A 21,118-nucleotide genomic window follows, 5' to 3' on the forward strand; every position below is an offset into this window, starting at 1 on the left:
GGCGCGGCGGGGTCAGGCGTAGAACTGTGAGGCCCAGGCTCGGAACTGCATGATGGGGCCGTCGGTGTCGGCGAGGGCTGGTCGCTCCACGTAGGCCTTGTGCTCCCACACGTTGGCGTCCTCTCCGATCTGCTCGGCGAGCAGGTCGACGAACGTATCGGTCACGAGTCGAGTCATGGCCTCGTCGTCCGAGCGGCGCGTCGCGAAGTTCATGCGCAGGTGGCTGCTGGAGTCGGTCACCGGGGTGTTGCACCCGAGGCTGACGGTGTCGATGATGCCGACCATCCGCACGATGCTGAACCCGGGGCCCCAGCTCTCTGCGGTCACATGCCCGTCGACCACACCGTTGGCGGTGGGCCAACGCTGGGTGCTCTCCATCCTGTAGTGGGCGCCGTCGGTTTCGAACGAGTCGATCTCTGGCACGTGCTCCTGGCCGTGCACGAATCCGAAGTGCGCCGAGTCGGCGCCGTTCTCTGCCATCTCCTGCCACGGCGCAGACACATGGAAGTCGCGCTGAACGGGCTCGGTGTAGGTGTCTCGATCGGCGAACTCCGGCACGTCGGGAATCTCCCACATCGGGTCGACGCCATCGGGATGGAACCATGCCATCAGCAGCCCGTTGCGCTCGATCACGGGATACGGCCGAAGGTTGCACGACCGGTTGGTGCGCCCGCTGTAGGGGATGTGGGTGTTGGAGCCATCAGCGCCGAAACGCCACCCGTGGAACGGGCACGCCACGCTGTCGCCGGCCACGGAGCCACCGAACCCTATGTGTGCACCCAGGTGAGGACAGTGGGCGTCGTTGAGGTGGGCGTAACCGTGTTCATCACGCCAGAGCACGAGGTGGCGTCCGAAGTACTGCAGCGCCATCAGGTCGCCGGGTGAGACATCGCTGGGAAACCCGACCTGGAACCAGCCGAAGGGCACGGGCAGGGGCGCATCCGTCATGGGGACTGTCTACGCCGCGAGCGCCCGTGCCGCCAGCACCGTTGCGGCAAGGCGGTCCGGTGGCTCCCGATTCAGCCCTTGGTCCAGGGCGACTGCCGTTTGGGGGCGAGATGAAGGCACGACACCCCAGGCCGTGGGCAACGTGGCCGGACCCGACTTCAGGCAGCGGGCTTCCGCGCGACGAGCGAATACCGGTGGTCGTCCGCCCGCGGATCACATGTTTCGACCACGAATCCGGCCCCGCGGGTCGCCTCGAGCAGTCGTCGGGTGGAGAACGGGCTGAAATGCAGGGAGTGTGACCGCACTGTTGTGTCATTCGCGGCCTCGATCTCGAGCACGACGTCCATTTCGCACACCGAAGCGCTGTCCGCAGAACCGCTTGCCCGCCAGTGGTAGGTGGCCCGGCAGGTGGCTCCGTTCCGTTGCACCGGGCGCGGATCCACCACCACGTGGTCGCCGGTCGCCATCACGGCTTCCCAGTGCTGTGAGTCGGTGATCATCACACCTCCGGGTGTCAACAGGCGACAGAACGTGGCCAGCAGGTTGTCGAGCGAGGAGCCGGCGTGGCCGAGTGAGCCACCACAGCACAGCACCGCGTCGAAGCCACCGGGATCGAGAAGCGATCCCAGCTCCGCCCATCTCGCGCGCTCGACCCGGGCGACGAGGCCGGCCGCCCCGAGCCGATCGCGTGTTGCTCGCACCATCGCTTCGTTGGCGTCGGTGGCGGTCACCTCCATCCCGCGGCCTGCCAGGGCCGCGGCATCAAATCCGGCCCCGCATGCTGCGTCCAGCACGCGGCTTGCCGGGTGCAGGGCGCGCAAGGCCATGCGCACCCCGGGTGTGGTTGTGCCGAGCGATGAGGTCGCGTCGTCCACCAACCAGTCGTAGTCGGCCGCCAGAGCGGAGTAGGGGTCGTTGTTGCCCGCTTCGGGCAGCGCGTCTCTCAGATTCCGAGAGCCTTCGCCTTGGCGGCCGCGAACTCCTCGTCGCTCAGGATGCCCTGGTCATGAAGGCTCGCCAGCTTCTTCAGCTGCTGGATCTGCTCGTCCTCGGCATCTGCCGCGGGGGCCGGCGCCGGTGCCTGCTGCTGCTGGGCGGCCATCGCGTCGGCAGCCCCCTGGTCATAGACCGCCTGTTGCTGCGCCTGGGCCTCCTGGTCCTTGTCGGCCCACTTCTGTGACTGGCGCCGGTGCACGCCTCCGGCCACTGCGCTGGCCGTGCCGGCCACCACGGCCGTGCGACCCACCGTGCGAACGAGTCCTCCGCGTCGTCTGATCATGTCCTGCTCCTCGTGTCGTTCGTGTGCTGATCTTCGAGTATCGCTGCGTCTCGGTCCTATGCGGACTCGGCCTCGAGCTCCTCAAGGGTGGCGAGGATCGACTGCACGGGAATGCGCCCGGAGTCGACCAACTGCCCGCCGCCTTCACGGATGGCCTTGGCGAACGGCGCCGCCCAGCTGTTTTCGTAGACGAGCATGATTGCCCGGGTGCCCGGTTCCAGCACCCCACCGGCCGCATCGAGGTCGTCCTCTCCGAGCAAGCCGGTACCGGCTCCCTCGAACACCGACACGTGCACTGCTTCGTCGCCTGGCATGTTCTCGATCTCGATGGCCTCGACGCTGCCATCGTCGTGCTTGGCGATGAACATGATGTCGAGCACGCGGATCAGGCCCCGGTCGACCAGGTCAAGTAGCGGGGGAGCGGCCTTGCCCGTGAGGGGTCCGCTGAATTCGATCAGGACCCAGTCGATCGGTCCCATGTCCTCGATGTCAGTCATCGTGGCTTCCTTGCTGTCGGCAACCCGCGTGACTGTACAGGGGACGCGGTCGGACGGGGTCTCGGCCGCTCGGATCCCGGGTCGCAGGTCATCCGAATGGATTTCGGCCATCGGCCCAGTACTGCTCGAACATCGGTGCCACGTCGCGGCTGACGAGTTCGATGCGCGGGCCGTTGGCGTGCCGGTGGTAGGCGAACAGCGCCTCGTCGTGCCCTCCGGGGCCGCACAGTTCGAACTCGTAGCCGGCAGCGACCAGCGCTGCCGAATCGAGCTGCACGTCGTCCGACCAGTAGCCCAGGTGGTGTATGCCCGAGTCGGCGGGCTCCCACACCGTGCCGGGGATCGTCCGCAGGACCTCGACCCGTGGCTCCCCGAGTGAGTAGCAGAACGCACTCTCGACCGTTGCGGGCTGGTTGTCGGCAAGCGTGAAGGTGCTCTCGATGCGGATCTCCTCGCCCCACCGGTAACCGAACAGCCCGGTCAGCCGCTCCAGGGTCCCCTCGAAGTCGTCCACCACGAAACCGGAATGGAAGAAGTCCTCGGCACGCATCGTCTCTCCCTGTGGTCGTCGACGTTGGCCGGCCGAGCAGGCCGCCCGGCGTCATAGGTTACGCTCCGCCCCGCCGGGCGTCCGGTGTGCCGGGGTCGGCATGCCGGCCGACACCGCTGGTGAAGGAACAGGGGGCGTGACCGTGAAAGAGGTTCGTATCGATGACCTCCGCGAGCCGCGTCGCAGTCCCGCGCAGCAGTCCGTGTACGACTGGGGGCTCACACTCGACGTGTCCTTGGACCTGGACGATGTGGTGGCCGATGCGCAGGCGCGCACCGGCCTCGATCGCATCGACGACGTCACCGTGTATGACCGGCTGGGCGCGCAGCTCGACGCGGTAGAGGCCGATGACGGCCTGATGGGCATGGGGCGGCTGTTGGTGCGGCGTCGGCTGGTCGGCTGTCTGGCAGCACGCCTGCGCTTCGACGATTTCGTGCGTCGCTATCCCGAGGCGCTCGAGGTGGAACTGGAACCGCCCGTGATCGTGGTGGGGCTGCCGCGATCAGGCACGACCCACCTGGTCAATCTCCTGGCCGCGGATGACAGGTTTCGCTCGATGCCCTGGTGGGAAGTGCAGGAGCCGATTCCCGTCATGGGTGACGGCCCCGGGCGTGACGGGGTCGACCCGCGGTATCTGCGCGCCAAGGTGACCCATGAGCTCACCGACGCGGCTGACCCGCTCGTGAAGCTCATGCACGACCGACCACCCGAGAGCATCGAGGAGGACTGCGAACTGCTCGACCTCGACTTCTGCGCATACACGCTGGAGTGGCATGCCCGGGTCCCGCAATGGAGGGACCACTATCTGGCCCTCGACCAGCGGCGGCACTACCAGTTCCTCGAACAGGAGCTGCGCGTGCTGAGCTTCCTGCGCGGGCCGAGGCGCTGGGTGCTCAAGACCCCTCAGCACCTGGAGCAGCTCGGCCCGCTCATGGACACGTTTCCTGATGCAACCGTGGCATTCACCTTGCGGGACCCGGTGGCGGTGCTCCAGTCCGCACTGACGATGCTCGCCTACGGCGATCGCAACCGCCGCGAGGAGATCGATGCCGACGGGTTGGCCGAGTACTGGGTGGATCGGATCAAGCGCCTGCTCCGTGCCTCGGTCCGCGACGCCCACCTCATCCCCGGGGCCCAGCGCGTGGACGTGGAGTTCGGTGAGTTCATGCGTGACGACCTGGCGATGGCCAGCCATGTGATCGAGACCGCCGGAGTCGACGTGACGCCCGAGGCACGCCAGAACCTGGCCAGCTACGTGGCGGGCAATCCGCGTGGCAAGGACGGTCGTGTCGTCTATGACCTACAGGGTGACTTCGGGCTGGACCCGGCCGAGCTCTACGACCGCTACGGCTTCTACTTCGATGCCTTCGCGCAGGTGCGACGCGAGGTCACCTGAGCGGCGTGGCGGTGGCGCCACTGCCTGCGTAGACGCAAGGATGCCCCGATGGAAACCATCACGGAACGCTTGGCGGCCAGTTCGGAGCCCGGGGGGAGCAGGGGCCGGTGGTGGTTGCTGGCCGCGGTGCTCGCGTTCGTCGCAGCGTCGTCGATCGGTTGCACGTCGGACTCCTCCGGCAATGGCGGTGAGGGGGAGTCATCCGCGACGGAGCAGACCGGCGAAGCAGCAGACACGGTTGCCTACGAAGGCCGGTCCGCGGAGACGGTCACCGGCCCGATCGAGGGCGACACAATCGTGTTCCCACAGCCTGCGGCGCCCGCGCCCGACGGGTACACCACCGAGGAGTTCTTCATCGGCGGCACTGCCAGCAGCTTCGACGCGGCCGAGACCCCGGCCGACGGCATGTGGGAAGCGGAGCCGGATGATGAAGCGGAGTATCTGACCCGGGCGATCGTGCACCGGCCCCCCGCTGAGGAGTTCAGTGGCACCGTGCTGGTGGAGTGGCTCAATGTGAGCGCGCTCGAGGCATCACCCGACTGGGCCTATCTGTCAGAAGAAGTCGGCCGGGAGGGTCATGCGTACGTCCTCGTCAGCACACAGGCGCAGGGGATAGAGGGTGGCGAGACCCTTCTGGATGCCGCAATCGATGAGGAAGCCGCAGCCGCGGCGGGTGCGGAGGACAGCGGCGGCGCCACTGACAACAGCGGGCTCAAGAACACCGACCCGGATCGCTACGGAACGCTCAGCCACCCCGGCGACGCCTACGCCTATGACATCTTCAGCCAGGTGGGGCGTGCGATCACCGAGGACCCGGCGCTGCTGGGCGGCCTCGAAGCAGAGCAGGTGATTGGAGTCGGTGAATCCCAGTCCGCCTTCTTCCTCACGACCTATGCCAACGCGATCCACCCCATCGACCCTGTCTATGACGGTCTCATCATCCATTCGCGTGGCGCCGGCGCATCGCCCCTGTCGGGACTGCGCGAGGTCGAGACCGACGAGAATGGCGACCGCATCATCGAAGAAGGCGTGCTGATCCGCACGGACCTGGACATCCCGGTGTTCATGTTGCTGGCGGAGACCGATCTCACGATGCTCGGCTACGCGAACGCCCGCCAGCCCGACACCGACATGATCCGCACCTGGGAGGTTGCAGGAACCGCGCATGCCGATGCCCACCAGATCCGCGCGCTGGTCGGCGGTCCGCGTGACCCGATGGTCGGCTCGGTCCTCGGCTGCACTGAGCCTTTCAACATCGGACCGCACCACGAGGTGTACCAGGCGGGCCTCAACCACTTCGTGAGTTGGGTGGGCGGTGGCGAGGCGCCTCCGGAGTCGCCGAGGCTGGAGATGGCCGACGGTGACGAACTCGAGATCGTTCGCGACGAGAACATGATCGCGCTCGGTGGCATCCGCACGCCGCTGGTGGACGTTCCCGTGAACGCGCCGATCGGCGATCCGCCCGCCGCGCTCGCCGACGAGGGAATCGCGCTCTGCACCCTGTTCGGCACGACCATCCCGTTCGACCAGCCGAAGATCGTCGAGCTGCACGGAACGGCCGACGACTACATCGCCGCCTTCGCTGCGTCGGCGGCCGAGGCTGTGGAGGCAGGGTTCCTGCTGCAGTCCGACGCCGATGCGCTCATCGCCGAGGCGGAGGAGAACCGGGCACTGTTCGGCTGATGCGGCGCCGGCGTGCAACCGCCGGACTGCTCAGCCGGCCTGGAAGAACGGCGCGTCCCCGTCGATCTCGAGGCGCCGGACGACTCGCACGTGTGGGAAGTGGTCTCCCACCGCACGGTGCAGGGTCGACCGCTCGTCCCAGACGGCCAGGTCGCCCTCGGCCCAGTGCCAGCGGCAGTGCAGGCGTGGCTCGTTGACGTGGTGGCCGAGGAACTCGATCAGAGCATCGCTTTCGGACTCGGTGAGCTCGTTGATCCGCACCAGGAAGCTCTGTGCGTACAACAACGCCCGTTTGCCCGTCTCGGGATGCGTGCGAACGAGCGGGTGCACCACCGGCGGGTAGTCGCGCCGGATCTCCTCCACGATTTCGCGGGCCGCGTCGCCTGCCTTCTTCTCGACGCTCGCGATGAACCCCTCGTTGTCGTGCGTGGCCGTCAGCCCGCACACGAACTCCTGCATCGAGGGGCTCAGGGCTTCGTAGGCAGCGGTTGTCGAGCACCAGAGCGTGTCGCCGCCGCGCTCAGGTGCGGTCTCCATCTGCAGCAACGCCGCCTTGGGCGGCTCGGCGGTCCAGGTGACGTCGGTGTGCCAGGCGTCGGCCGCGTTGGGGCTGTCGGGGCCGTCTTCGATGACGGTCATCGTCGGTTCGGTGGCGCCCATGATCCGTGCGACCGGGAAGATGCTCGGTGTGCCGAATCGGGCGCCGAACTCGAGGTGCTCCCTTTCGTCGAGCGAGGCGCCGTGGAAGAAGATGACCTCGTGCTCGAGCAGAGCGTTGTAGACCGCCGGGAAGTCGTCGCCGGGGTCGCGCGGGTCGACTCCCTCGATCACAGCTCCGAGCGCGCCCGCAACCGGTGTGACATCCATGGACCGGACCGTACCAGCGGGCGGTTGGCCGGAAACTTCCCGGCCGGGCGGTCAGGTGGCACCACCAGATGCTCCAATCGCTTCGACACAGCCGTGGAGAGGCGGGGCGCTGGCATGCAGAGTGAAGGCCACACTTCATTCCCTCGGGAGGCTTCATGGACTCGATCCCGGCACCGGCACAGGCACTGCTCGGCACCGACGCGGTAGCCCACGTGTGGACCACCAATCCCGACGGCTCAGGCCAGGTCTCCACGGTGTGGGTGGTCGTGAAGGACGACGAGATCCTGTTCGGCACCGACTCCGCCAGCGTCAAGGCCCGCAACCTCGCACGTGATCCGAAGGTGATCCTCTCGGTCGAGGACACCGAGCGTAGCGAGAGGGGGTTCCAGCGCCACCTCGTCATCCACGGCACCGCCACGATCGAACCCGGTCCGAGCCCCGAGCTGATGGACGAACTGGCGCGGAAGTACGCGGGCCTGGAGAAGCACCCGCTGGCGATGCGAGACTCGCCGAGCGCGGTGGTGGTGAGGGTGGCGTGCGACCGAATCGGTGGCGTCGGCCCCTGGATGGACTAGCTCGGGTTCATCCGACCAGTCGGGCCTTGTGGAGGCGCAGTGCCTCGGTCACGTTGAACAGCGAGTGAGTGCGCCTGTCGGCGTCGGTGAACACCTCGTCGGCTGACTGCACGGACACGACCCGGGGGTCCACGAGTTCCCAGGCTTCACCTTCATGGACGATCTCCGCTGACCCGCTGGCGGTGACGTTGCGGAACCAGTCCGCCTGCGTTCCGTACGGCAGGACGATCACGAAGTCCTCGCCGCCGTCGATTGCCACGATCGGCGTTTCGTAGGTGGTGCCGGAACGCCGTCCGGTGTGGCGGATCACGGAAGCGGAGGCCCCGGGACTACCCGCCGTCTCCATCTGCTTCGGATTGAATACGCGCCGGTTCATCGATCTGACCGCGTTCAGTACCGGTGGCGACTTGGTGCGCATCCCGATCACGAACGTGGCGGCAATCGCTGCAGCGGTGATGAGCACCAACGCTGTGAGTCGTTTGATCATCTTCATGGACTGCTCCGATCTGTGGGGTGCCGGCGCGGAACGCGTGCACCGGAGTCTTCCACTTGCCGGGTTGGCGCGAGCCCGAATGGCGATGTCGCGGCATGCGGGTCATGTGGGGTGGCAACATGGCTGCTGATCCGACGGAGGTGGGGGACGATGAAGCAACTGAGTGGGCAGGACGCAGCCTTCCTCTACGGCGAGACGCCCAACTGGCACATGCACGTGTCGGGCCTGATCATCGTCGATGCCGAATCAGCGCCCGACGGGTGGACGTTCGAGCGCTTCCGCGAGCTGCTGATCACGCGCATCCCCGAGATCCCGCAGCTGCGGTGGAGGCTCGTCGACGTGCCGTTCGGCCTCGACCGCCCGAGCTGGATCGAGGAGCCGAACCTCGACCCCGATTACCACATCCGCCGCATCGCGCTGCCCAAGCCCGGTGGGCCCAAGGAACTCGGCGATGTGATCGGCCGCCTTGCCTCCTACAAGCTCGACCGCTCCCGTCCGCTCTGGGAGGCCTGGTGCATCGAAGGTCTCGAGGGCGGCAAGGTGGCGATCTTCCAGAAGATGCACCATGCGATCGTCGACGGAGCGTCAGGCGCGGGCCTGGCCGAGGTGCTGCTCGACCTGGAGCCGGAACCCCGCGTGTCCTCCACCGAGGTGCACCAGGAGATCCTGGACTCCCGGGAGCCCAGCCAGGCGGAGATGCTTGCCCGCGCGGCGCTACGGACGGCGGTGCGCACGCCGTTCCGGGTAGCGAGGTTCACCCGGCAGTCGGTGCAGCAGATCGCGTCCGCGGTGCCGATCCTGCGCAGTGACCAACAGGTGAGCCTGCCGCTCACAGCCCCCCGCACGCTGCTCAACAGCGATCCCACCCCCCGTCGCTACTTCTCCTCTGCGAGGCTCGACCTCGAGCGGGTCAAGGCCCTCAAGGACGCCTACGGAGTGAAGCTCAACGATGTGGTGCTGGCTCTCGTGTCCGGGGCGCTGCGCAGCTACCTGATGAAGATCGACGACTTCCCCGAGGCCACGCTGATCGCGCAGTGCCCCGTGTCGTTGCGGGTGCAGGGCGAGGAGGGAGAGGTCGGCAACAAGGTCGGCTCGATCTTCACCAGCCTGGCAACCGACATCGACGACCCCGCCGAGCGCCTGCTCGCCATCCACGAGTCGACGCAATCCGCCAAGGAGATGCGCGAGGCGATGGCCGCCCACCAGATCATGGGATTGACCGAGACCACACCGCCCGGCCTCATCGCGCTCGCCGCACGCATGTACACGGGCGCCGGGCTCGCCTCACGCACTCCGCCGGCGGTGAACGTGGTTGTGTCCAACGTGCCCGGGCCGGACTTCCCGCTATACGTAGCCGGGGGTCGCGTCGAGGCCCTGTTCCCGATGGGTCCTCTGCTGATGGGCATGAGCCTCAACGTCACCGTGTTCTCGATGTCAGGGAGGCTGGACGTGGGCGTGATGTTCTGTCCCGACACGCTCCCCGAGGCACACCTGATAGCTGAGTACTTCGAGGCCGAGTTGGCCGAGCTCGAGCGCTCAGCCCCTGGCTGAGCGCTGACGGTCGCCACGGCCAACCGCGCGCCCAAGGGGCCGCGATGGGCCGCAACGGTACGTGGACGCGGCATGATGTCGTAGTGCATGTAATCGTCCTGGGTGCCGGCGAGGTCGGCTCGTACGTGGCAGAGCGGCTCAGCCGCCAGGGTGTCGACGTCGCGGTCATCGAGAACGATCCGCTCAGGCTGCGGGCGGTCGAGGAGAAACTCGACGTGATGACGGTGCGCGGCAGCGGCACCCACCCGAGTGTGCTCGCCCAGGCAGGGGTCGACCGCGCCGAGTTGTTGGTGGCAGTCACCAACAACGACGAGGTGAACCTGATGGCTGCGCTCGTGGCCAAGCAGGCCGGGGTGCCCAGCTCACTTGTGCGCCTCGAGTCGGCCGAGCTCCGCAGCGACGACGCCGCCGACCTCCGCGAGGAGGTGGGCGCCGCGCGCGTGATCGATCCTGACGAAGAGGCTGCACGCGACATCCTGCAGCTGTTGGAGCTCCCTGGGGCCAGTGAGGTCGAATACCTGGCCGAGGGCGAAGTGCTCATCGTCGGTGCCCGGCTGGCGGCAACCTCGTCACTGGTCGGCAAGACACTCCACCAGGTCGCCGCAGAACACGAGCCGAACTGGGAGTTCCTCTTCGGCACGATCTCCCGGGAAGGCGAGACCGTCATCCCGCGCGGCAACCACGAGTTGCGCGCGGACGACATGGTGCGGGTGCTGTGCAAGCGCAAGGGCCGCCGCGACCTGATGGAACTGCTCGACCTGCCGCTGAGGGCGCCGCGCCGCGTGCTGCTGCTCGGCGGTGGGCGCACCGCCGAACTCGTTGCCACCCCGCTGGTGCGCCGCGGCTCGGAGGTGATGATCATCGAGCGCGATGTGCAGCGTGCCCGCGAGCTCGCCGAGCGCCTGCACCGCGTCACTGTCCTCAAGGGCGACATCACCGACGTAGAAGTGTTGCTCGATGCTGAGGTCGGCAAGTTCGATGCGGTGGCGGCCCTCACGGGCGAAGACGACGCCAACATCATCTCGTGCCTGTTCGCCAACTCCCAGGGAGCGGGGGAGACGATAGCGATCGCCCACCGCCTCGAGTTGTTGCCGTTGCTCAACGAGATCGGGATCGACGCCGCGACCTCACCCCGCACGGCCACGGCTGACCGTGTGATCAGCATCGTGCGCGGAGAGATCGCCGGGGTCGCCACGTTCCTCGAAGGGGCGATAGAGATCCTGGAGTACGAGGTGGCCGAGGGCTCCGAGGTCGACGGCGCAGTGGTATCCGACATGCACCTGCCTGCCGACGTCTTGCTGGGCGCGGTGGTGCGAGACGGAGTTGCCGAGATAGCCCGCGGTCGCTCGGAGTTGGCTGCCGGTGACCATGTGGTCGTGTTCGCCATGCCGGACCGCGCGGAACTGGTCGGCAAGCTCTTCGCGTGAAGACCTTCAGGCGCCCCAGCGGTGCCGACGCGGCTCCCGAGGAGATATCCGGACTCAAGATCCGCCAGGCGTCGGCCGAGATCGCCGTCGCCGGCGTGTCGGTCCTGGTGTGCGGAATCGGGTTGATCGCCGCAGCGCTCGTCGACCTGACCGACGGCGGCACCGACTCGGTCGGCCTCGCCGTTGTGGGGATCCTGGCGGTCGGAATCGGCGTGTTCAGCGCCAAGCGGGTGCCGGTGCCATCACGGCTGACACCACGAAGGTCGTTGCGTACCGTGGGCATCGGCCTGCTGTCGATGATCGCGCTGTCGATCCTGGCCTACCGAGTCACCGGCACGATCACGCGCCCGGGCGAAGCCCTGATGGAGTCGACCGCCGGATTCACCACCACAGCCCTGACCGTGATCGAGGACCCGGAGGCACAGACCCGGGGGATCCTGTTCTGGCGGGCGACCACCCAGTGGCTGGGCGGATTCGGGGCCCTGGCGGCGGTGATTGCGGTGCTGCCGTTCCTCGGTGTGTCCGGCCCCTCGGATCCGCGAGCCCGCCTGCCCACCGAATCACCGCACCTCAACTCGGGTCATGTCCGCCGCGTGTTGTCCCGTTACTTCCTGCTCTACTGCGGACTCACCGGGGTGGGCGCCACGTTGTTCCTGATCGGCGGTATGGGGCCCTTTGACGCAGTTACCTATGCGTTCACCACGATCAGTACCGGCGGCTTCGCCAACCACGCCGGTTCTTTCTCGTTCTTCGACTCGGCGCTGATCGAGTGGATGGGTGTGGCGGGCATGTTCCTCGGGGGGCTGTCGCTCGCGGTCGTGTGGTCGGTGCTCCGCGGACGTTCCCGGGCCCTCATCGGCTCGCGGGAGCTCTGGGCCTACTGCGGGCTGATCGCAGCTGCAACGGCGGTGATCGCGGCGGTGCAGAGCCCGGGCCATGACTTCCTGTCCAGCGTGCGCATCTCAGCCTTCACTGCCGCCTCGGCCGTGTCCTCGACCGGTCACTGGGTGGCCGATTGGGCGGAATGGGCGCCGGGGCCGCAGTGGATCCTCGTGCTTCTCATCGGGCTCGGTGCCATGTCGGGTTCCATGGGCGGGGGGTTCCGAATCGTGCGCGGGATGGCGCTGTTCAGCTATCTGTGGCGCGAGCTCGACACACAGTTGCGCCCCGGCGTCGTGAGGGTGGTCCGTGTCGGGCGCGAAGCAGTCGACGAACCGCGCATGAGTCGCATCCTCGGCTACCAGGTGCTCTACATAGGTGCCGCCGCTGCCGGGTTCGTGGCACTGACGATGGCCGGTACCGATCTGGTGACAGCGATGAGTGGTTCGCTCAGCGCGTTGGCTACCTACGGCCCGGCGCTCGGTGAACTCGGCGTGGGTGAGCCGCTGGCCGCGCTGGGTCGTCCCGCGCTCGTGATCCTGCTGGTGTTGATGTTCGCCGGTCGAGTGGAGCTGTACCCGTTGCTCGACGGGTCGGTTGCCGTGCTCATCTGGCCGCTGCGGCGGCTGCGCTCGCTGAAGAACCGTCGGACGGGTCGGCGGTGAGACGCCAAGACGAGCGCCCGAGGGGTGAAGGCCTGGTGAGCGACCCGCGCCCGCGGCGCGCGTCTCGTACCGGTGGCAGGCGGCGCACCGACAGCAAAGAGGTCATCCAGCGCAGCCGAAAGCTCGCGTACCTCACACCACACATGGTCGGTCTGTCCCTGCTGTTCGCAGGCGGAGGCATGCTGGTGAGCGCCGTGGTGGACGTGATCGAGCGCGGCCACGCCACATTCGACCTGGTTGCGTCGGGGTTGGTCACCATGGCGGCGGGCGAGGCCCTTCGGCGCACCACGCGCGTGCCCACCGACCTGCCTCCGCGGGCGGTGTTCGTGGCGGTGAGCGTGTCGTGGATCGTGACCTCGTTCGCAGGTGCCATTCCGTACCTGTTCGCCGGACAGCTCGCGACATTCGACGCGGCGTTGTTCGAGTCGATCTCGGGGTTCACCTGCTCGGGCTCCAGCGTGTTCACCGGCGCCGACTTCGCGGAGGCGTCATCGGGGATCCTGTTCTGGCGCCAGCTGACCCAGTGGTTCGGCGGAATGGGCATCATCGTGCTGGCCGTCGCCGTGCTGCCGTTCCTCGGCGTGGGCGGTCTGGAGCTGATCAAGGCGGAGGCCCCTGGCCCCACCTCGGACAGACTGGCGCCGAGGGTGAGTGAGACGGCCAAACGGCTGTGGCTCGTGTACTTGGTCTTCACGGTCGCCTCGTCGATCGCGCTGCTGGCCACCGGCATCGGTTGGTTCGATTCGGTGGGGCTGTCGCTGGCCGTGGCGTCCACCGGCGGGTTCGCTCCCGACGCGGCCTCGATTGGCGCCTACGACTCGGTTGCGGTGGAGTTCGTCGTGATCATCGGGATGATCATCGGGGGCTCCTCGTTCACCCTCATCTACAACGCCGTCAAGGGGCGTCCGGGGTTGTATGCGAGGAACTCCGAGTTCCGGCTCTACATCGGTGGCATGGCGCTCGGCATCGTGGTGGTCACGGCGATCCTGGCGATCGACGGCGACGGCTTCGGCGAAGCGTTCCGCATGGCGGCCTTCAACGTGGTCACCCTCGGCACCTCCACCGGATTCGGCAACGCCAACGGCGCCGGATCGGCGGGGGACTTCGCCGCATGGGCCCCCGCCGCGCAGGCGGTGCTGTTCCTGTTCATGTGGGTCGGCGGGATGACCGGCTCGACGTCGGGCGGGATGAAGGTCCTGCGCGCCCAGGTGATGGCGCGGGTGGCCTGGCGCGAGCTGCGCCGCTCGGAGCGGCCGAGGCTTGCCATGCCGATCAAGCAGGGCCGCGACGTGCTCGATGAGCAGGTTGTGGGGCGCATAGCCGGGTTCGTGCTGCTGTACATCGTGGTGGTCGTGGCCGCCTCGGTGCTGGTGACCTTCGAGGGGACCGACGTGCTCACCGGGTTCTCGGGTGCGGTGAGCGCAATGGGCAACATGGGCCCGGCGCTGGGTGAGGCCGGTCCCGCGTCGAGCTTCGCCGTCTATTCGGTCAGTGAACGGATGACGCTCGCGCTACTGATGATCATCGGGCGGCTCGAGGTGTTCCCGATGGTGTTGACGATGGTGGTTGCTGTGCGGTGGGCAGGCCGGGGCGCGCGCAGGATGACGCCACATCGGAGCAACTGAAGCGACAGTCCGCGGCGCCGGTGAGGGTCTGGCTGCGCCGGTGAGGGTCTGGCTGCGCCGGGGCTTCGCGTGGCCACCGGTAGGATGCCATCCATGGCAAACCCGGTGTTGTTGTGCAGTGACGGTTCAGAGGAGTCGGTCTCAGCGATCGAGCAGGGCCATGCCCTTCTGGCAGGTTCAGCCGAATTCGAGGTCGTGATGGTCGTGGACGGACCCGACCCGGCGGACCTGCACGGTGCCTCTGGCCATGCGGGGCCCGTGATGACCGAAGAGGAATTCACCGCTGAGCACGAAGCTGCGGTGGCCGAGACCGAACGTGCCCTCGCTGCAAAGGCGCAACGGCTCGGCCTCGACAACGCACCGCGCCGGATGCTCCAGGGAGACCCTGGGCCGGCCATCTGCGCCTACGCGCAGCAGGTCGATGCCACGGCGATCGTGATGGGGTCGCGGGGCCGCAGCGGGCTCAAGCGTGCCGTGCTGGGCTCGGTGTCGGATTTCGTGGTGCGCAATGCCTCCTGCCCGGTCGTCGTGACCCCACAGTCGGGCGTCGACTGACTCCGCTGGGGTGCCTGCGGGCCTTCGGCGGTGATCAGCGCAGGTCGTGGCGGCGGAACGCCACAAGCGTCGCGGTGGTCGCAAGGACCAGCGCTGCCAGCAGTGCGAGGTATTCCACGGGCGGCCCGTTGTTGAGTGGTGTGTTGGCGGTTGCGTAGTGCAGCGGTGAGAGCCAGCGCAGCCAGCTGAGCGAACTGTCGATCCCCGACAACACGTTGAGCAGGTACCCGCCCAGAGCGACACCCCAGCCCACGCCCAGCGCCACGCCCCGGCGGCCGAGTACCGCTCCGCCCAGCATCGCAATCTGGCCGTGCAGGAGTGCGAACAGAGCCGTGCCCAGGGTGGCGGACAGGAGACCCGCGATGCCGACATCCAGGTCGACGAGCGATCCCACCGCGAAGATCAGCAGCACCACCAGTGCGGCTATGGCGACGACCGCGGTGGTCATTGCCAGTGCCTTCTGGCCGACGGCCGACGTGCGGGTCACCGGGTAGGACAGCAGCAATTCGAGCTTGCCGTCCTCCTCGTCGCCTCCGAGAAGCGCCGCCCCCATGGCGACAGCGAGGCCCACGAGTATGAACGGCAGGATCATCGAGTACAGGTAGGTGTCGAGGAACCCGGCCGGAGTGGTGAAGGCGTCGAATGCGTCGGGGCCGCCCATCATCGCCTTGAGTGCTTCCGGGTAGCTCTTGGCGAGTTCCTCGAACTCCTTGTTGTCCTCGATGACCGGCCAGACGGCCATGATCATCGCGGTGTAGAGGAAGATGCCCACGGCCCACCAGATGAGTGAGCCGCGGCGGTCGCGGAGCGATCGGCCCGTTATTGCGAGCCCGGTCACCGCCCACCGCCGCCTGTGTCGGTCGGATCCTCTTGTGCGTAGTAGGCGAGGAAGATCTCCTCCAGGTCCGCCCGTTCGCTGACGAGGTCGACTACGTGGTGCCGCGCAGCCATCTTGACCAGCGCGTCGGCATCACCGGTCGTGGTGACCGTGAGCTCGTTGCCGTCCACTCGCGCGTCTGTCACATCCGCGAGCGCCTCGAACGCCGCCGGGTCAACCGGCGATTCGAACAGGACGCGCACGGTGCGCAGCGACCGGGAGCGAAGCGATTCGATGGACTCATTGGTGACCAGGCGGCCCTCGCGAATGATCGCAACACGGTCACAGGTGCGGTCCACCTCGTCGATCACGTGAGACGACAGGAACACCGTGCGGCCCTCATCAGCGACCTCGGCAACCATGGCCTGGAACTCGTGTTGGACCAGTGGGTCGAGTCCTGAGGTGGGCTCGTCGAGCACCAGCAGGTCGGGCCTGCCCATGAACGCCTGCACCAGGCCGACCTTCTGCCTGTTGCCCTTGGAGAGGTCGCCGACCTTTCGCGACAGGTCCAGATCGAATCGCTCGGCCAGCGAGCGGATGACGCTGCGGTCCACGCCGCCGCGCAGCTCACCCAACCACTCGAGATGCTCCATGACCCCGAGCGAGTCATACAGGGCCACGTCGCCGCAGAGGTATCCAACGTGCCGGCGCACTTCGAGGCTGTCTCCATGGGAGTCGAGCCCGAACACCCGCGCGGCGCCGGAGGTTGGTCGGTGCAGGTCCAGCAGCACGCGCATTGCGGTGGACTTGCCCGCCCCGTTGGGACCGAGGAATCCGAACACCTGCCCGCTGGCAACCTCGAGCGTCAGGTCCACGACACCGCGGGTGCGGCCGTACGACTTGGTGAGGTGGTCCAGTTCGATGGCGGGTGTCATCGGCGGCAAGTATCGCACCCAGCGCGGATGACGCCTTTTCTGCAGGCCTCGGATCCTGCCGCGCAAGCCGCTCTGCGGGCGCTCGGTTAGATGGTGCGCTTGTGCGGGCACGTCAGGTGGTTAACCTTGTGCACATGAATGCGTCGGGCGAAGTACTCCCGGCGAACTACCCGGGGCCATCGGTCCCGGGGATGACAGAAAGCAAGTGCAATGAGTGTCGTAAACGGAACCGTGAAGTTCTTCAACAACGAGAAGGGCTACGGCTTCATCTCGCGCGAGGGAGAGGACGACGTGTTCGTCCATTTCTCGAACATCGCCGGTGACGGCTACCGCTCCCTCGAAGAGGGTCAGGCAGTCGAGTTCGAGGTCGGACCGGGCCGCAAGGGCCCGGAGGCGCTCAACGTCCGAGCGGTCTGACGCAGCGGCACCGCACAGCTCACCGCCGGGTCCGGGATCCCGCGGTGCAGCTGTGCCCGGTGCCGATGGGAATCTGTGATGTCGCTGAGCTCACAGCACCCCACGGTGGATGAACGCGCCCGTAGCGGTCGCGCCGCCCGCCAGGTGGCGCAGCGCAGCGCCAACGCCGAGCTCGGTGACCTGAGGAGCCCTGACGATGCCGTGCGCATCGTCGAGGCCCAGAACGAAACGCGTCTGGGGTTCCTCGTGCCGGTGCGGCGGGGCCGCATGTCGGTGAGTTCGTTCACCTTCTACCGGGGGTCGGCCGCCGTCATGGCCGCCGACCTGGCGGATAATCCCGTGAGCGGGCTGCAGGTGCAGTTGGGCGGCGATGCTCACCTGTCCAACTTCGGTGCTTACGGCTCGCCGGAGCGCCGCCTTGTATTTGACGCGAACGACTTCGACGAGACCCTGAGGGGGCCCTTCGAGTGGGACGTGAAGCGGCTTGCCGCGTCGTTCGTGATCGCGGCCCGCCACAACGGACTCGGCCGCAAGGCCCAGCGTGGCATCGCCAACCGGTCGGTGGCCGCATATCGGATGGCCATGGCTGTGTACGCGGAGATGGGTGTGCTCGAGCTTCACTACGACCGCGCCGACGTCGCCGACCTCCAGCGCCGGATCCAGGAGACCGGCGGCTCGAAGGCCGGTCAGCGGGTGGCGAAGTTCGCCAACAGGGCCATGACGAAGGACTCCACCCAGGCGTTGCGCAAGCTGACCGTCGAATCGGGGGGCCGTTACCGCATCCGATCCACTCCGCCGGTGCTGTTCCCGCTCTCGAAGCTCGAGCAGACCATGGAGGCCTCACAACTCGAACGGGCCGCCGAGATGGCCTTCGAGGGTTACCGCGCGAGCATCGCGGACCATCGACGGGCGTTGCTCGACCGTTTCACCCCCGTTGAGGCCGGCATCAAGGTGGTCGGCGTCGGCAGTGTCGGAACCCGCTGCCTGATCCTGTTGATGGAGGGCAAGGATCGCAGTGACCCGTTCTTCCTCCAGTTCAAGGAAGCAGGGCGTTCGGTGTTGGAGGACTACCTCCCGGCCAGCCCGTATGGCAATGGCGGAAGGCGTGTCGTCGAAGGTCAGAGGCTGGTGCAGGCAGTCAGCGATCCGTTCCTCGGGTGGACCACGATCGACGGCGGCCCCGACTTCTATGTCCGGCAGCTGAAGGACTGGAAGGGCTCCGTCGAAGTCGAGGGCTCCAGCAAGAAGCGACTCCGTGACTACGCAGTCGTGTGCGGCGTGACCCTTGCGCGCGGCCATGCGCGCACGGGCGATCCGGTCGCGTTGTCGGCCTACCTGGGCAAGGGCGACAGCTTCGACCGGTCGGTCACCGAGTACGCGAGTCGCTATGCGGACCGCAACGAGGAGTACTTCCGGGCGTTCACCGAGCAGATCGCGTCGGGCCGACTCGAGGCGACGCCGGACCTTTGAGTGCTGCCTCCGAACGTCGCGCATTTCGCGCCGAGCCCGTCGATGCAGTGATCGACCGCTTCGGGGGTCGACAGGTTGCGCTCGGATCCTTCGCCCCCAGCGAGCGGGCCCTGCTGGTGGCGCGGCGTGATCCGCACCCCGGGATGGCCGCCCGGCTGCTGGCCAGAGAACTCGTCATCGAAGTGCTCTCCGCTGTGCCCGGCGCGCTCCCGCAGGGCGTGGTGCTGTCAGACGTGGAGATAGTGGCCGACCCCGACGGCCGGCCGGTCCTCGGAGTCACGGCCGGGGTCACCGAGGCGCTCGCCCGGTCTGTTCACCTGTCGATCACCCACGACGCCGCCATGGCGGCTGCGTGGGTCGTCATGGACTGAGGCCCAGCAGCCTGAGCGGCTGCTCGCCCAGTACCGGCTTGCGTGCCGTGAGCGCGGCCCGGTTAGCCGCCCGGTTCTCGGGTTCGTAGCGGTAGTTGGCCATCACCCCCCAGGAGCGCGAGATCCCGAGCTCCGAGGGATCAGCATCTTCACAGACCCGGTGCAGGCTTGCCCCGTTGCCGAGGTGGAAGCGCCCCACGGGGTCGAGCATCCGGCCGTCGGCATTCATCGAGGACAGGTAACGCGCGGCCAGGGAATCAAGTTGGCTCGGGGCCCGCTCGGATTCGAAGCCGGCCGACTCGAGCCACCGGCGCAGCCCCGGCACCGGCGACAACGTCACATAGGTGTGCAGCGAGGGCAGCTCGTCGGCCAGGCGCGCCACAACGCCCTCGATCAGCTCGCGGCCACCACCCATGCCGGCCAGGCCGGGCTGGACGTTCCAGATCGAATAGAACACGGCCGTGTCGGCATCAGCCGGCTCGACCGTCGGAGCTTCCGGGTCGAGCACCTCGCCCAGCCGGTTCGGAATGCCCTTGCGCAGTGCCACCCACACCACGTTGGCGGGCAGATTCCCGAGGGCGCGGTGGCGCAGCACGAACACCCGCCGATCCTCAGCGAAGCGGTCCAGCAGGTCGGTCTCGTCGGCCACCGGGTTAACCGGTTCCATCGCCGCCAGGTGCCTCGCCAGCGGCTCGTCGGCATCGGGGCCCTCCAGCTGCACCCGATCCACCGTGGCCGGCTCTGCCAACAGGCGCTCGAGTGCCGAGGTCAGTTCGGCCAGTTCGGCCAGTTCGGCGTCGGTGCGCGGCCGGGTGGTGATGAGTTCAGCTCGGCGCTCGAGGACCTCGAGTGCGGCGTCCTGTGCGCCAGGGATGGGGGACACGTGTTCCATTGTCGCCACGCGCGTCGCCGATCCCAAAGCCACCGACATGTACGCGGGAGCCTCTCAGGTGCGAAACGTGGGCCGTCGGGCCTCTGGTTACCCTTGTCGGCGATGCGATCGCACCTCACCCTCGGCCGTCTTTTCGGCGTGCCCATCGGAGTCAATGGGTGGGTGTTCGTGATCGCCATCGTGCTCGCCTGGTCACTCGCCAGTGTGTCGCTGCCGTCGATCGCGCCCGCACATCCCGACTCCGCGTACTGGTTTGCCGGCATCGTCGGCGTCGTGGCCTTCCTCGGGTCGCTGGTGTTGCACGAGCTCGGCCACAGCTGGGTGGCACAACGAAACGATGTAGAGGTCGCCGAGATAACCCTCTGGCTGTTCGGTGGCGTGGCGAAGCTGGAAGGCGACGCCGACAACCCCGGTGCCGAGTTCCGCATCGCTCTCGCAGGCCCGGCCATGAGTGCCCTCACGGCGCTGGTGGCCGGCGTGCTCGCGTGGGGAGTCCGCCAGGTCGATGGTTCCGAAGTGATGTTCGGCCTGCTGGTCTGGCTGTCGGGAATCAACGCCGTGCTCGCGGTGTCGAACCTGCTGCCGGCTTTCCCGCTCGACGGTGGGCGGATTCTGCGGGCGGTCCTGTGGAGGCGAATGCAGCGAAAGATCCGCGCCACGCGCGTCGCTGCCCTGTGGGGACAGATCCTCGCCGGGGCAATGGGTGCAGTCGGGTTGTGGCTCACGATCCGCGTGTCGGTGTGGTCGGGGCTGTGGATCCTCGCGCTGTCGTTGTTCCTGTTCGTGGCTGCCCGCTCGGAGTGGGCCGCATCGGCGCCGGCGCCGACGCTGCTCGAGATGCCCGTTTCGCGCGTCCGTAGGCCGTTGCCGGTGCCGCTCGGGCCGACCGCGACCGTTGCGGATGCCGAGGCCGCGCTGGCACGCGACTCCCAGGCTCCGCTCGTGCCGCTGACGGACCGCCGGGCCACGGTCAGTGCGATGGTCACCCGTGACGCCATCGGGCGGATCCCGCCGGCACAGCGCTCAGCGGTGCCTGCCACGTCGGTGGCCGAGTCGCTCGTCACACTTCCCAGGGTCTCGCCGGGGGAGTCGGTGTCGACGGTCCTCGGTCGCCTCGGCGACGGCCGCCAGTGGTGGGCATTGGTGGTCGACGGCGACGGGTCCATGGGTGCGCTGCTGTCGAGCGACGTCGACGTGCTTCTCGAGGCAGCAAGGGGTTGACCTGG

At 67.7% G+C, this 21,118-nt stretch carries 22 protein-coding genes; 12 read left to right on the top strand and 10 right to left on the bottom strand.

The window, feature by feature from the left end; all coding sequences use genetic code 11:
- Positions 1–12: 12 nt before the first annotated feature.
- The 5 genes from GY812_14705 to GY812_14725 form a co-directional block, all read right to left on the bottom strand.
- Positions 13–948: a Rieske 2Fe-2S domain-containing protein gene (locus GY812_14705; GenBank protein MCP4436731.1), complete on the bottom strand. Its 936-nt coding sequence runs from the start codon at positions 946–948 to the stop codon at positions 13–15.
- Positions 949–1,106: 158 nt separating this feature from the next.
- Positions 1,107–1,823 (bottom strand): class I SAM-dependent methyltransferase, encoded by a 717-nt coding sequence (locus GY812_14710; GenBank protein MCP4436732.1) that lies wholly within the window; start codon positions 1,821–1,823, stop codon positions 1,107–1,109.
- A 68-nt stretch (positions 1,824–1,891) separates the two neighbouring features.
- Positions 1,892–2,227 carry an SHOCT domain-containing protein gene (locus tag GY812_14715; GenBank protein MCP4436733.1) on the bottom strand — a complete coding sequence of 112 codons (336 nt, stop codon included), beginning with the start codon at positions 2,225–2,227 and terminating at the stop codon, positions 1,892–1,894.
- 56 nt (positions 2,228–2,283) lie between these two features.
- Positions 2,284–2,706 (bottom strand): DUF1269 domain-containing protein, encoded by a 423-nt coding sequence (locus tag GY812_14720; GenBank protein MCP4436734.1) that lies wholly within the window; start codon positions 2,704–2,706, stop codon positions 2,284–2,286.
- 106 nt (positions 2,707–2,812) lie between these two features.
- A complete protein-coding gene (locus GY812_14725) occupies positions 2,813–3,274 on the bottom strand; it encodes a VOC family protein (protein MCP4436735.1) in 462 nt (153 codons plus the stop codon).
- Between the two features lie 100 nt (positions 3,275–3,374).
- On the opposite strand from GY812_14725, the gene GY812_14730 reads away from it, so the two are divergent.
- A complete protein-coding gene (locus tag GY812_14730) occupies positions 3,375–4,670 on the top strand; it encodes a sulfotransferase (protein ID MCP4436736.1) in 1,296 nt (431 codons plus the stop codon).
- 48 nt (positions 4,671–4,718) lie between these two features.
- The gene (locus GY812_14735; GenBank protein ID MCP4436737.1) at positions 4,719–6,353 is read left to right on the top strand and encodes a hypothetical protein; all 1,635 of its coding nucleotides are present in this window, start codon (positions 4,719–4,721) and stop codon (positions 6,351–6,353) included.
- Between the two features lie 30 nt (positions 6,354–6,383).
- On the opposite strand, the gene GY812_14740 is transcribed toward GY812_14735, so the two are convergent.
- Positions 6,384–7,220, bottom strand: a complete 837-nt coding sequence (locus tag GY812_14740) for a taurine dioxygenase (GenBank protein ID MCP4436738.1) — start codon at positions 7,218–7,220, stop codon at positions 6,384–6,386.
- A gap of 155 nt (positions 7,221–7,375) precedes the next feature.
- Between GY812_14740 and GY812_14745 the strand changes: the two genes are divergently transcribed.
- A complete protein-coding gene (locus GY812_14745) occupies positions 7,376–7,795 on the top strand; it encodes a TIGR03618 family F420-dependent PPOX class oxidoreductase (GenBank protein MCP4436739.1) in 420 nt (139 codons plus the stop codon).
- Between the two features lie 7 nt (positions 7,796–7,802).
- Here the strand turns inward: GY812_14745 and GY812_14750 are convergent, their stop codons facing one another.
- The gene (locus GY812_14750) at positions 7,803–8,288 is read right to left on the bottom strand and encodes a nitroreductase family deazaflavin-dependent oxidoreductase (protein ID MCP4436740.1); all 486 of its coding nucleotides are present in this window, start codon (positions 8,286–8,288) and stop codon (positions 7,803–7,805) included.
- Positions 8,289–8,438: 150 nt separating this feature from the next.
- On the opposite strand from GY812_14750, the gene GY812_14755 reads away from it, so the two are divergent.
- From GY812_14755 to GY812_14775, 5 genes are all read left to right on the top strand, one after another.
- On the top strand, positions 8,439–9,839 hold the full coding sequence (locus GY812_14755) for a wax ester/triacylglycerol synthase family O-acyltransferase (GenBank protein MCP4436741.1): 1,401 nt from the start codon (positions 8,439–8,441) through the stop codon (positions 9,837–9,839).
- 83 nt (positions 9,840–9,922) lie between these two features.
- Positions 9,923–11,266 (top strand): Trk system potassium transporter TrkA, encoded by a 1,344-nt coding sequence (gene trkA, locus GY812_14760; protein MCP4436742.1) that lies wholly within the window; start codon positions 9,923–9,925, stop codon positions 11,264–11,266.
- Entirely contained in the window at positions 11,263–12,810 is a 1,548-nt protein-coding gene (locus GY812_14765) for a TrkH family potassium uptake protein (protein ID MCP4436743.1), read from the top strand. The genes trkA and GY812_14765 overlap by 4 nt, the downstream gene beginning before the upstream one ends.
- A complete protein-coding gene (locus GY812_14770) occupies positions 12,807–14,435 on the top strand; it encodes a TrkH family potassium uptake protein (protein MCP4436744.1) in 1,629 nt (542 codons plus the stop codon). The genes GY812_14765 and GY812_14770 overlap by 4 nt, the downstream gene beginning before the upstream one ends.
- 93 nt (positions 14,436–14,528) lie before the next feature.
- A complete protein-coding gene (locus tag GY812_14775) occupies positions 14,529–14,990 on the top strand; it encodes a universal stress protein (GenBank protein ID MCP4436745.1) in 462 nt (153 codons plus the stop codon).
- Between the two features lie 34 nt (positions 14,991–15,024).
- On the opposite strand, the gene GY812_14780 is transcribed toward GY812_14775, so the two are convergent.
- Together GY812_14780 and GY812_14785 are read right to left on the bottom strand one after the other, a co-directional pair.
- On the bottom strand, positions 15,025–15,828 hold the full coding sequence (locus tag GY812_14780) for an ABC transporter permease subunit (GenBank protein ID MCP4436746.1): 804 nt from the start codon (positions 15,826–15,828) through the stop codon (positions 15,025–15,027).
- Positions 15,825–16,742 carry an ABC transporter ATP-binding protein gene (locus tag GY812_14785; GenBank protein ID MCP4436747.1) on the bottom strand — a complete coding sequence of 306 codons (918 nt, stop codon included), beginning with the start codon at positions 16,740–16,742 and terminating at the stop codon, positions 15,825–15,827. Before GY812_14785 ends, GY812_14780 begins: the two co-directional genes overlap by 4 nt.
- A 210-nt stretch (positions 16,743–16,952) precedes the next feature.
- Here GY812_14785 and GY812_14790 point away from each other — a divergent pair, with 210 nt between their 5' ends.
- From GY812_14790 to GY812_14800, 3 genes are all read left to right on the top strand, one after another.
- On the top strand, positions 16,953–17,159 hold the full coding sequence (locus GY812_14790; GenBank protein MCP4436748.1) for a cold-shock protein: 207 nt from the start codon (positions 16,953–16,955) through the stop codon (positions 17,157–17,159).
- 78 nt (positions 17,160–17,237) lie between these two features.
- The gene (locus GY812_14795; GenBank protein MCP4436749.1) at positions 17,238–18,629 is read left to right on the top strand and encodes a DUF2252 domain-containing protein; all 1,392 of its coding nucleotides are present in this window, start codon (positions 17,238–17,240) and stop codon (positions 18,627–18,629) included.
- A 47-nt stretch (positions 18,630–18,676) separates the two neighbouring features.
- Positions 18,677–19,000, top strand: coding sequence for a holo-ACP synthase (locus GY812_14800; GenBank protein MCP4436750.1), 324 nt, complete (start codon positions 18,677–18,679; stop codon positions 18,998–19,000).
- On the opposite strand, the gene GY812_14805 is transcribed toward GY812_14800, so the two are convergent.
- Positions 18,990–19,883 (bottom strand): hypothetical protein, encoded by an 894-nt coding sequence (locus GY812_14805; GenBank protein MCP4436751.1) that lies wholly within the window; start codon positions 19,881–19,883, stop codon positions 18,990–18,992. The two genes, GY812_14800 and GY812_14805, sit on opposite strands and share 11 nt — an antisense overlap.
- A gap of 111 nt (positions 19,884–19,994) precedes the next feature.
- Here GY812_14805 and GY812_14810 point away from each other — a divergent pair, with 111 nt between their 5' ends.
- The gene (locus tag GY812_14810) at positions 19,995–21,113 is read left to right on the top strand and encodes a site-2 protease family protein (protein MCP4436752.1); all 1,119 of its coding nucleotides are present in this window, start codon (positions 19,995–19,997) and stop codon (positions 21,111–21,113) included.
- Positions 21,114–21,118: the final 5 nt, after the last annotated feature.

Source organism: Actinomycetes bacterium, assembly GCA_024222295.1.
Classification (GTDB): Bacteria; Actinomycetota; Acidimicrobiia; order Acidimicrobiales; family Microtrichaceae; genus JAAEPF01.

What these genes read in the sequence shown, in the direction of transcription:
- GY812_14715 (MCP4436733.1), bottom strand. Translation starts at nt 2,227, where the DNA reads ATGATCAGACGACGCGGAGGACTCGTTCGCACGGTGGGTCGCACGGCC.
- GY812_14790 (MCP4436748.1), top strand. Translation starts at nt 16,953, where the DNA reads ATGAGTGTCGTAAACGGAACCGTGAAGTTCTTCAACAACGAGAAGGGC.
- GY812_14810 (MCP4436752.1), top strand. Translation starts at nt 19,995, where the DNA reads ATGCGATCGCACCTCACCCTCGGCCGTCTTTTCGGCGTGCCCATCGGA.
- GY812_14735 (MCP4436737.1), top strand. Translation starts at nt 4,719, where the DNA reads ATGGAAACCATCACGGAACGCTTGGCGGCCAGTTCGGAGCCCGGGGGG.
- GY812_14725 (MCP4436735.1), bottom strand. Translation starts at nt 3,274, where the DNA reads ATGCGTGCCGAGGACTTCTTCCATTCCGGTTTCGTGGTGGACGACTTC.
- GY812_14745 (MCP4436739.1), top strand. Translation starts at nt 7,376, where the DNA reads ATGGACTCGATCCCGGCACCGGCACAGGCACTGCTCGGCACCGACGCG.
- GY812_14775 (MCP4436745.1), top strand. Translation starts at nt 14,529, where the DNA reads ATGGCAAACCCGGTGTTGTTGTGCAGTGACGGTTCAGAGGAGTCGGTC.
- GY812_14750 (MCP4436740.1), bottom strand. Translation starts at nt 8,288, where the DNA reads ATGAAGATGATCAAACGACTCACAGCGTTGGTGCTCATCACCGCTGCA.
- GY812_14755 (MCP4436741.1), top strand. Translation starts at nt 8,439, where the DNA reads ATGAAGCAACTGAGTGGGCAGGACGCAGCCTTCCTCTACGGCGAGACG.
- GY812_14785 (MCP4436747.1), bottom strand. Translation starts at nt 16,742, where the DNA reads ATGACACCCGCCATCGAACTGGACCACCTCACCAAGTCGTACGGCCGC.
- GY812_14720 (MCP4436734.1), bottom strand. Translation starts at nt 2,706, where the DNA reads ATGGGACCGATCGACTGGGTCCTGATCGAATTCAGCGGACCCCTCACG.
- GY812_14730 (MCP4436736.1), top strand. Translation starts at nt 3,375, where the DNA reads ATGCCGGCCGACACCGCTGGTGAAGGAACAGGGGGCGTGACCGTGAAA.
- GY812_14705 (MCP4436731.1), bottom strand. Translation starts at nt 948, where the DNA reads ATGACGGATGCGCCCCTGCCCGTGCCCTTCGGCTGGTTCCAGGTCGGG.
- GY812_14795 (MCP4436749.1), top strand. Translation starts at nt 17,238, where the DNA reads ATGTCGCTGAGCTCACAGCACCCCACGGTGGATGAACGCGCCCGTAGC.
- GY812_14740 (MCP4436738.1), bottom strand. Translation starts at nt 7,220, where the DNA reads ATGGATGTCACACCGGTTGCGGGCGCGCTCGGAGCTGTGATCGAGGGA.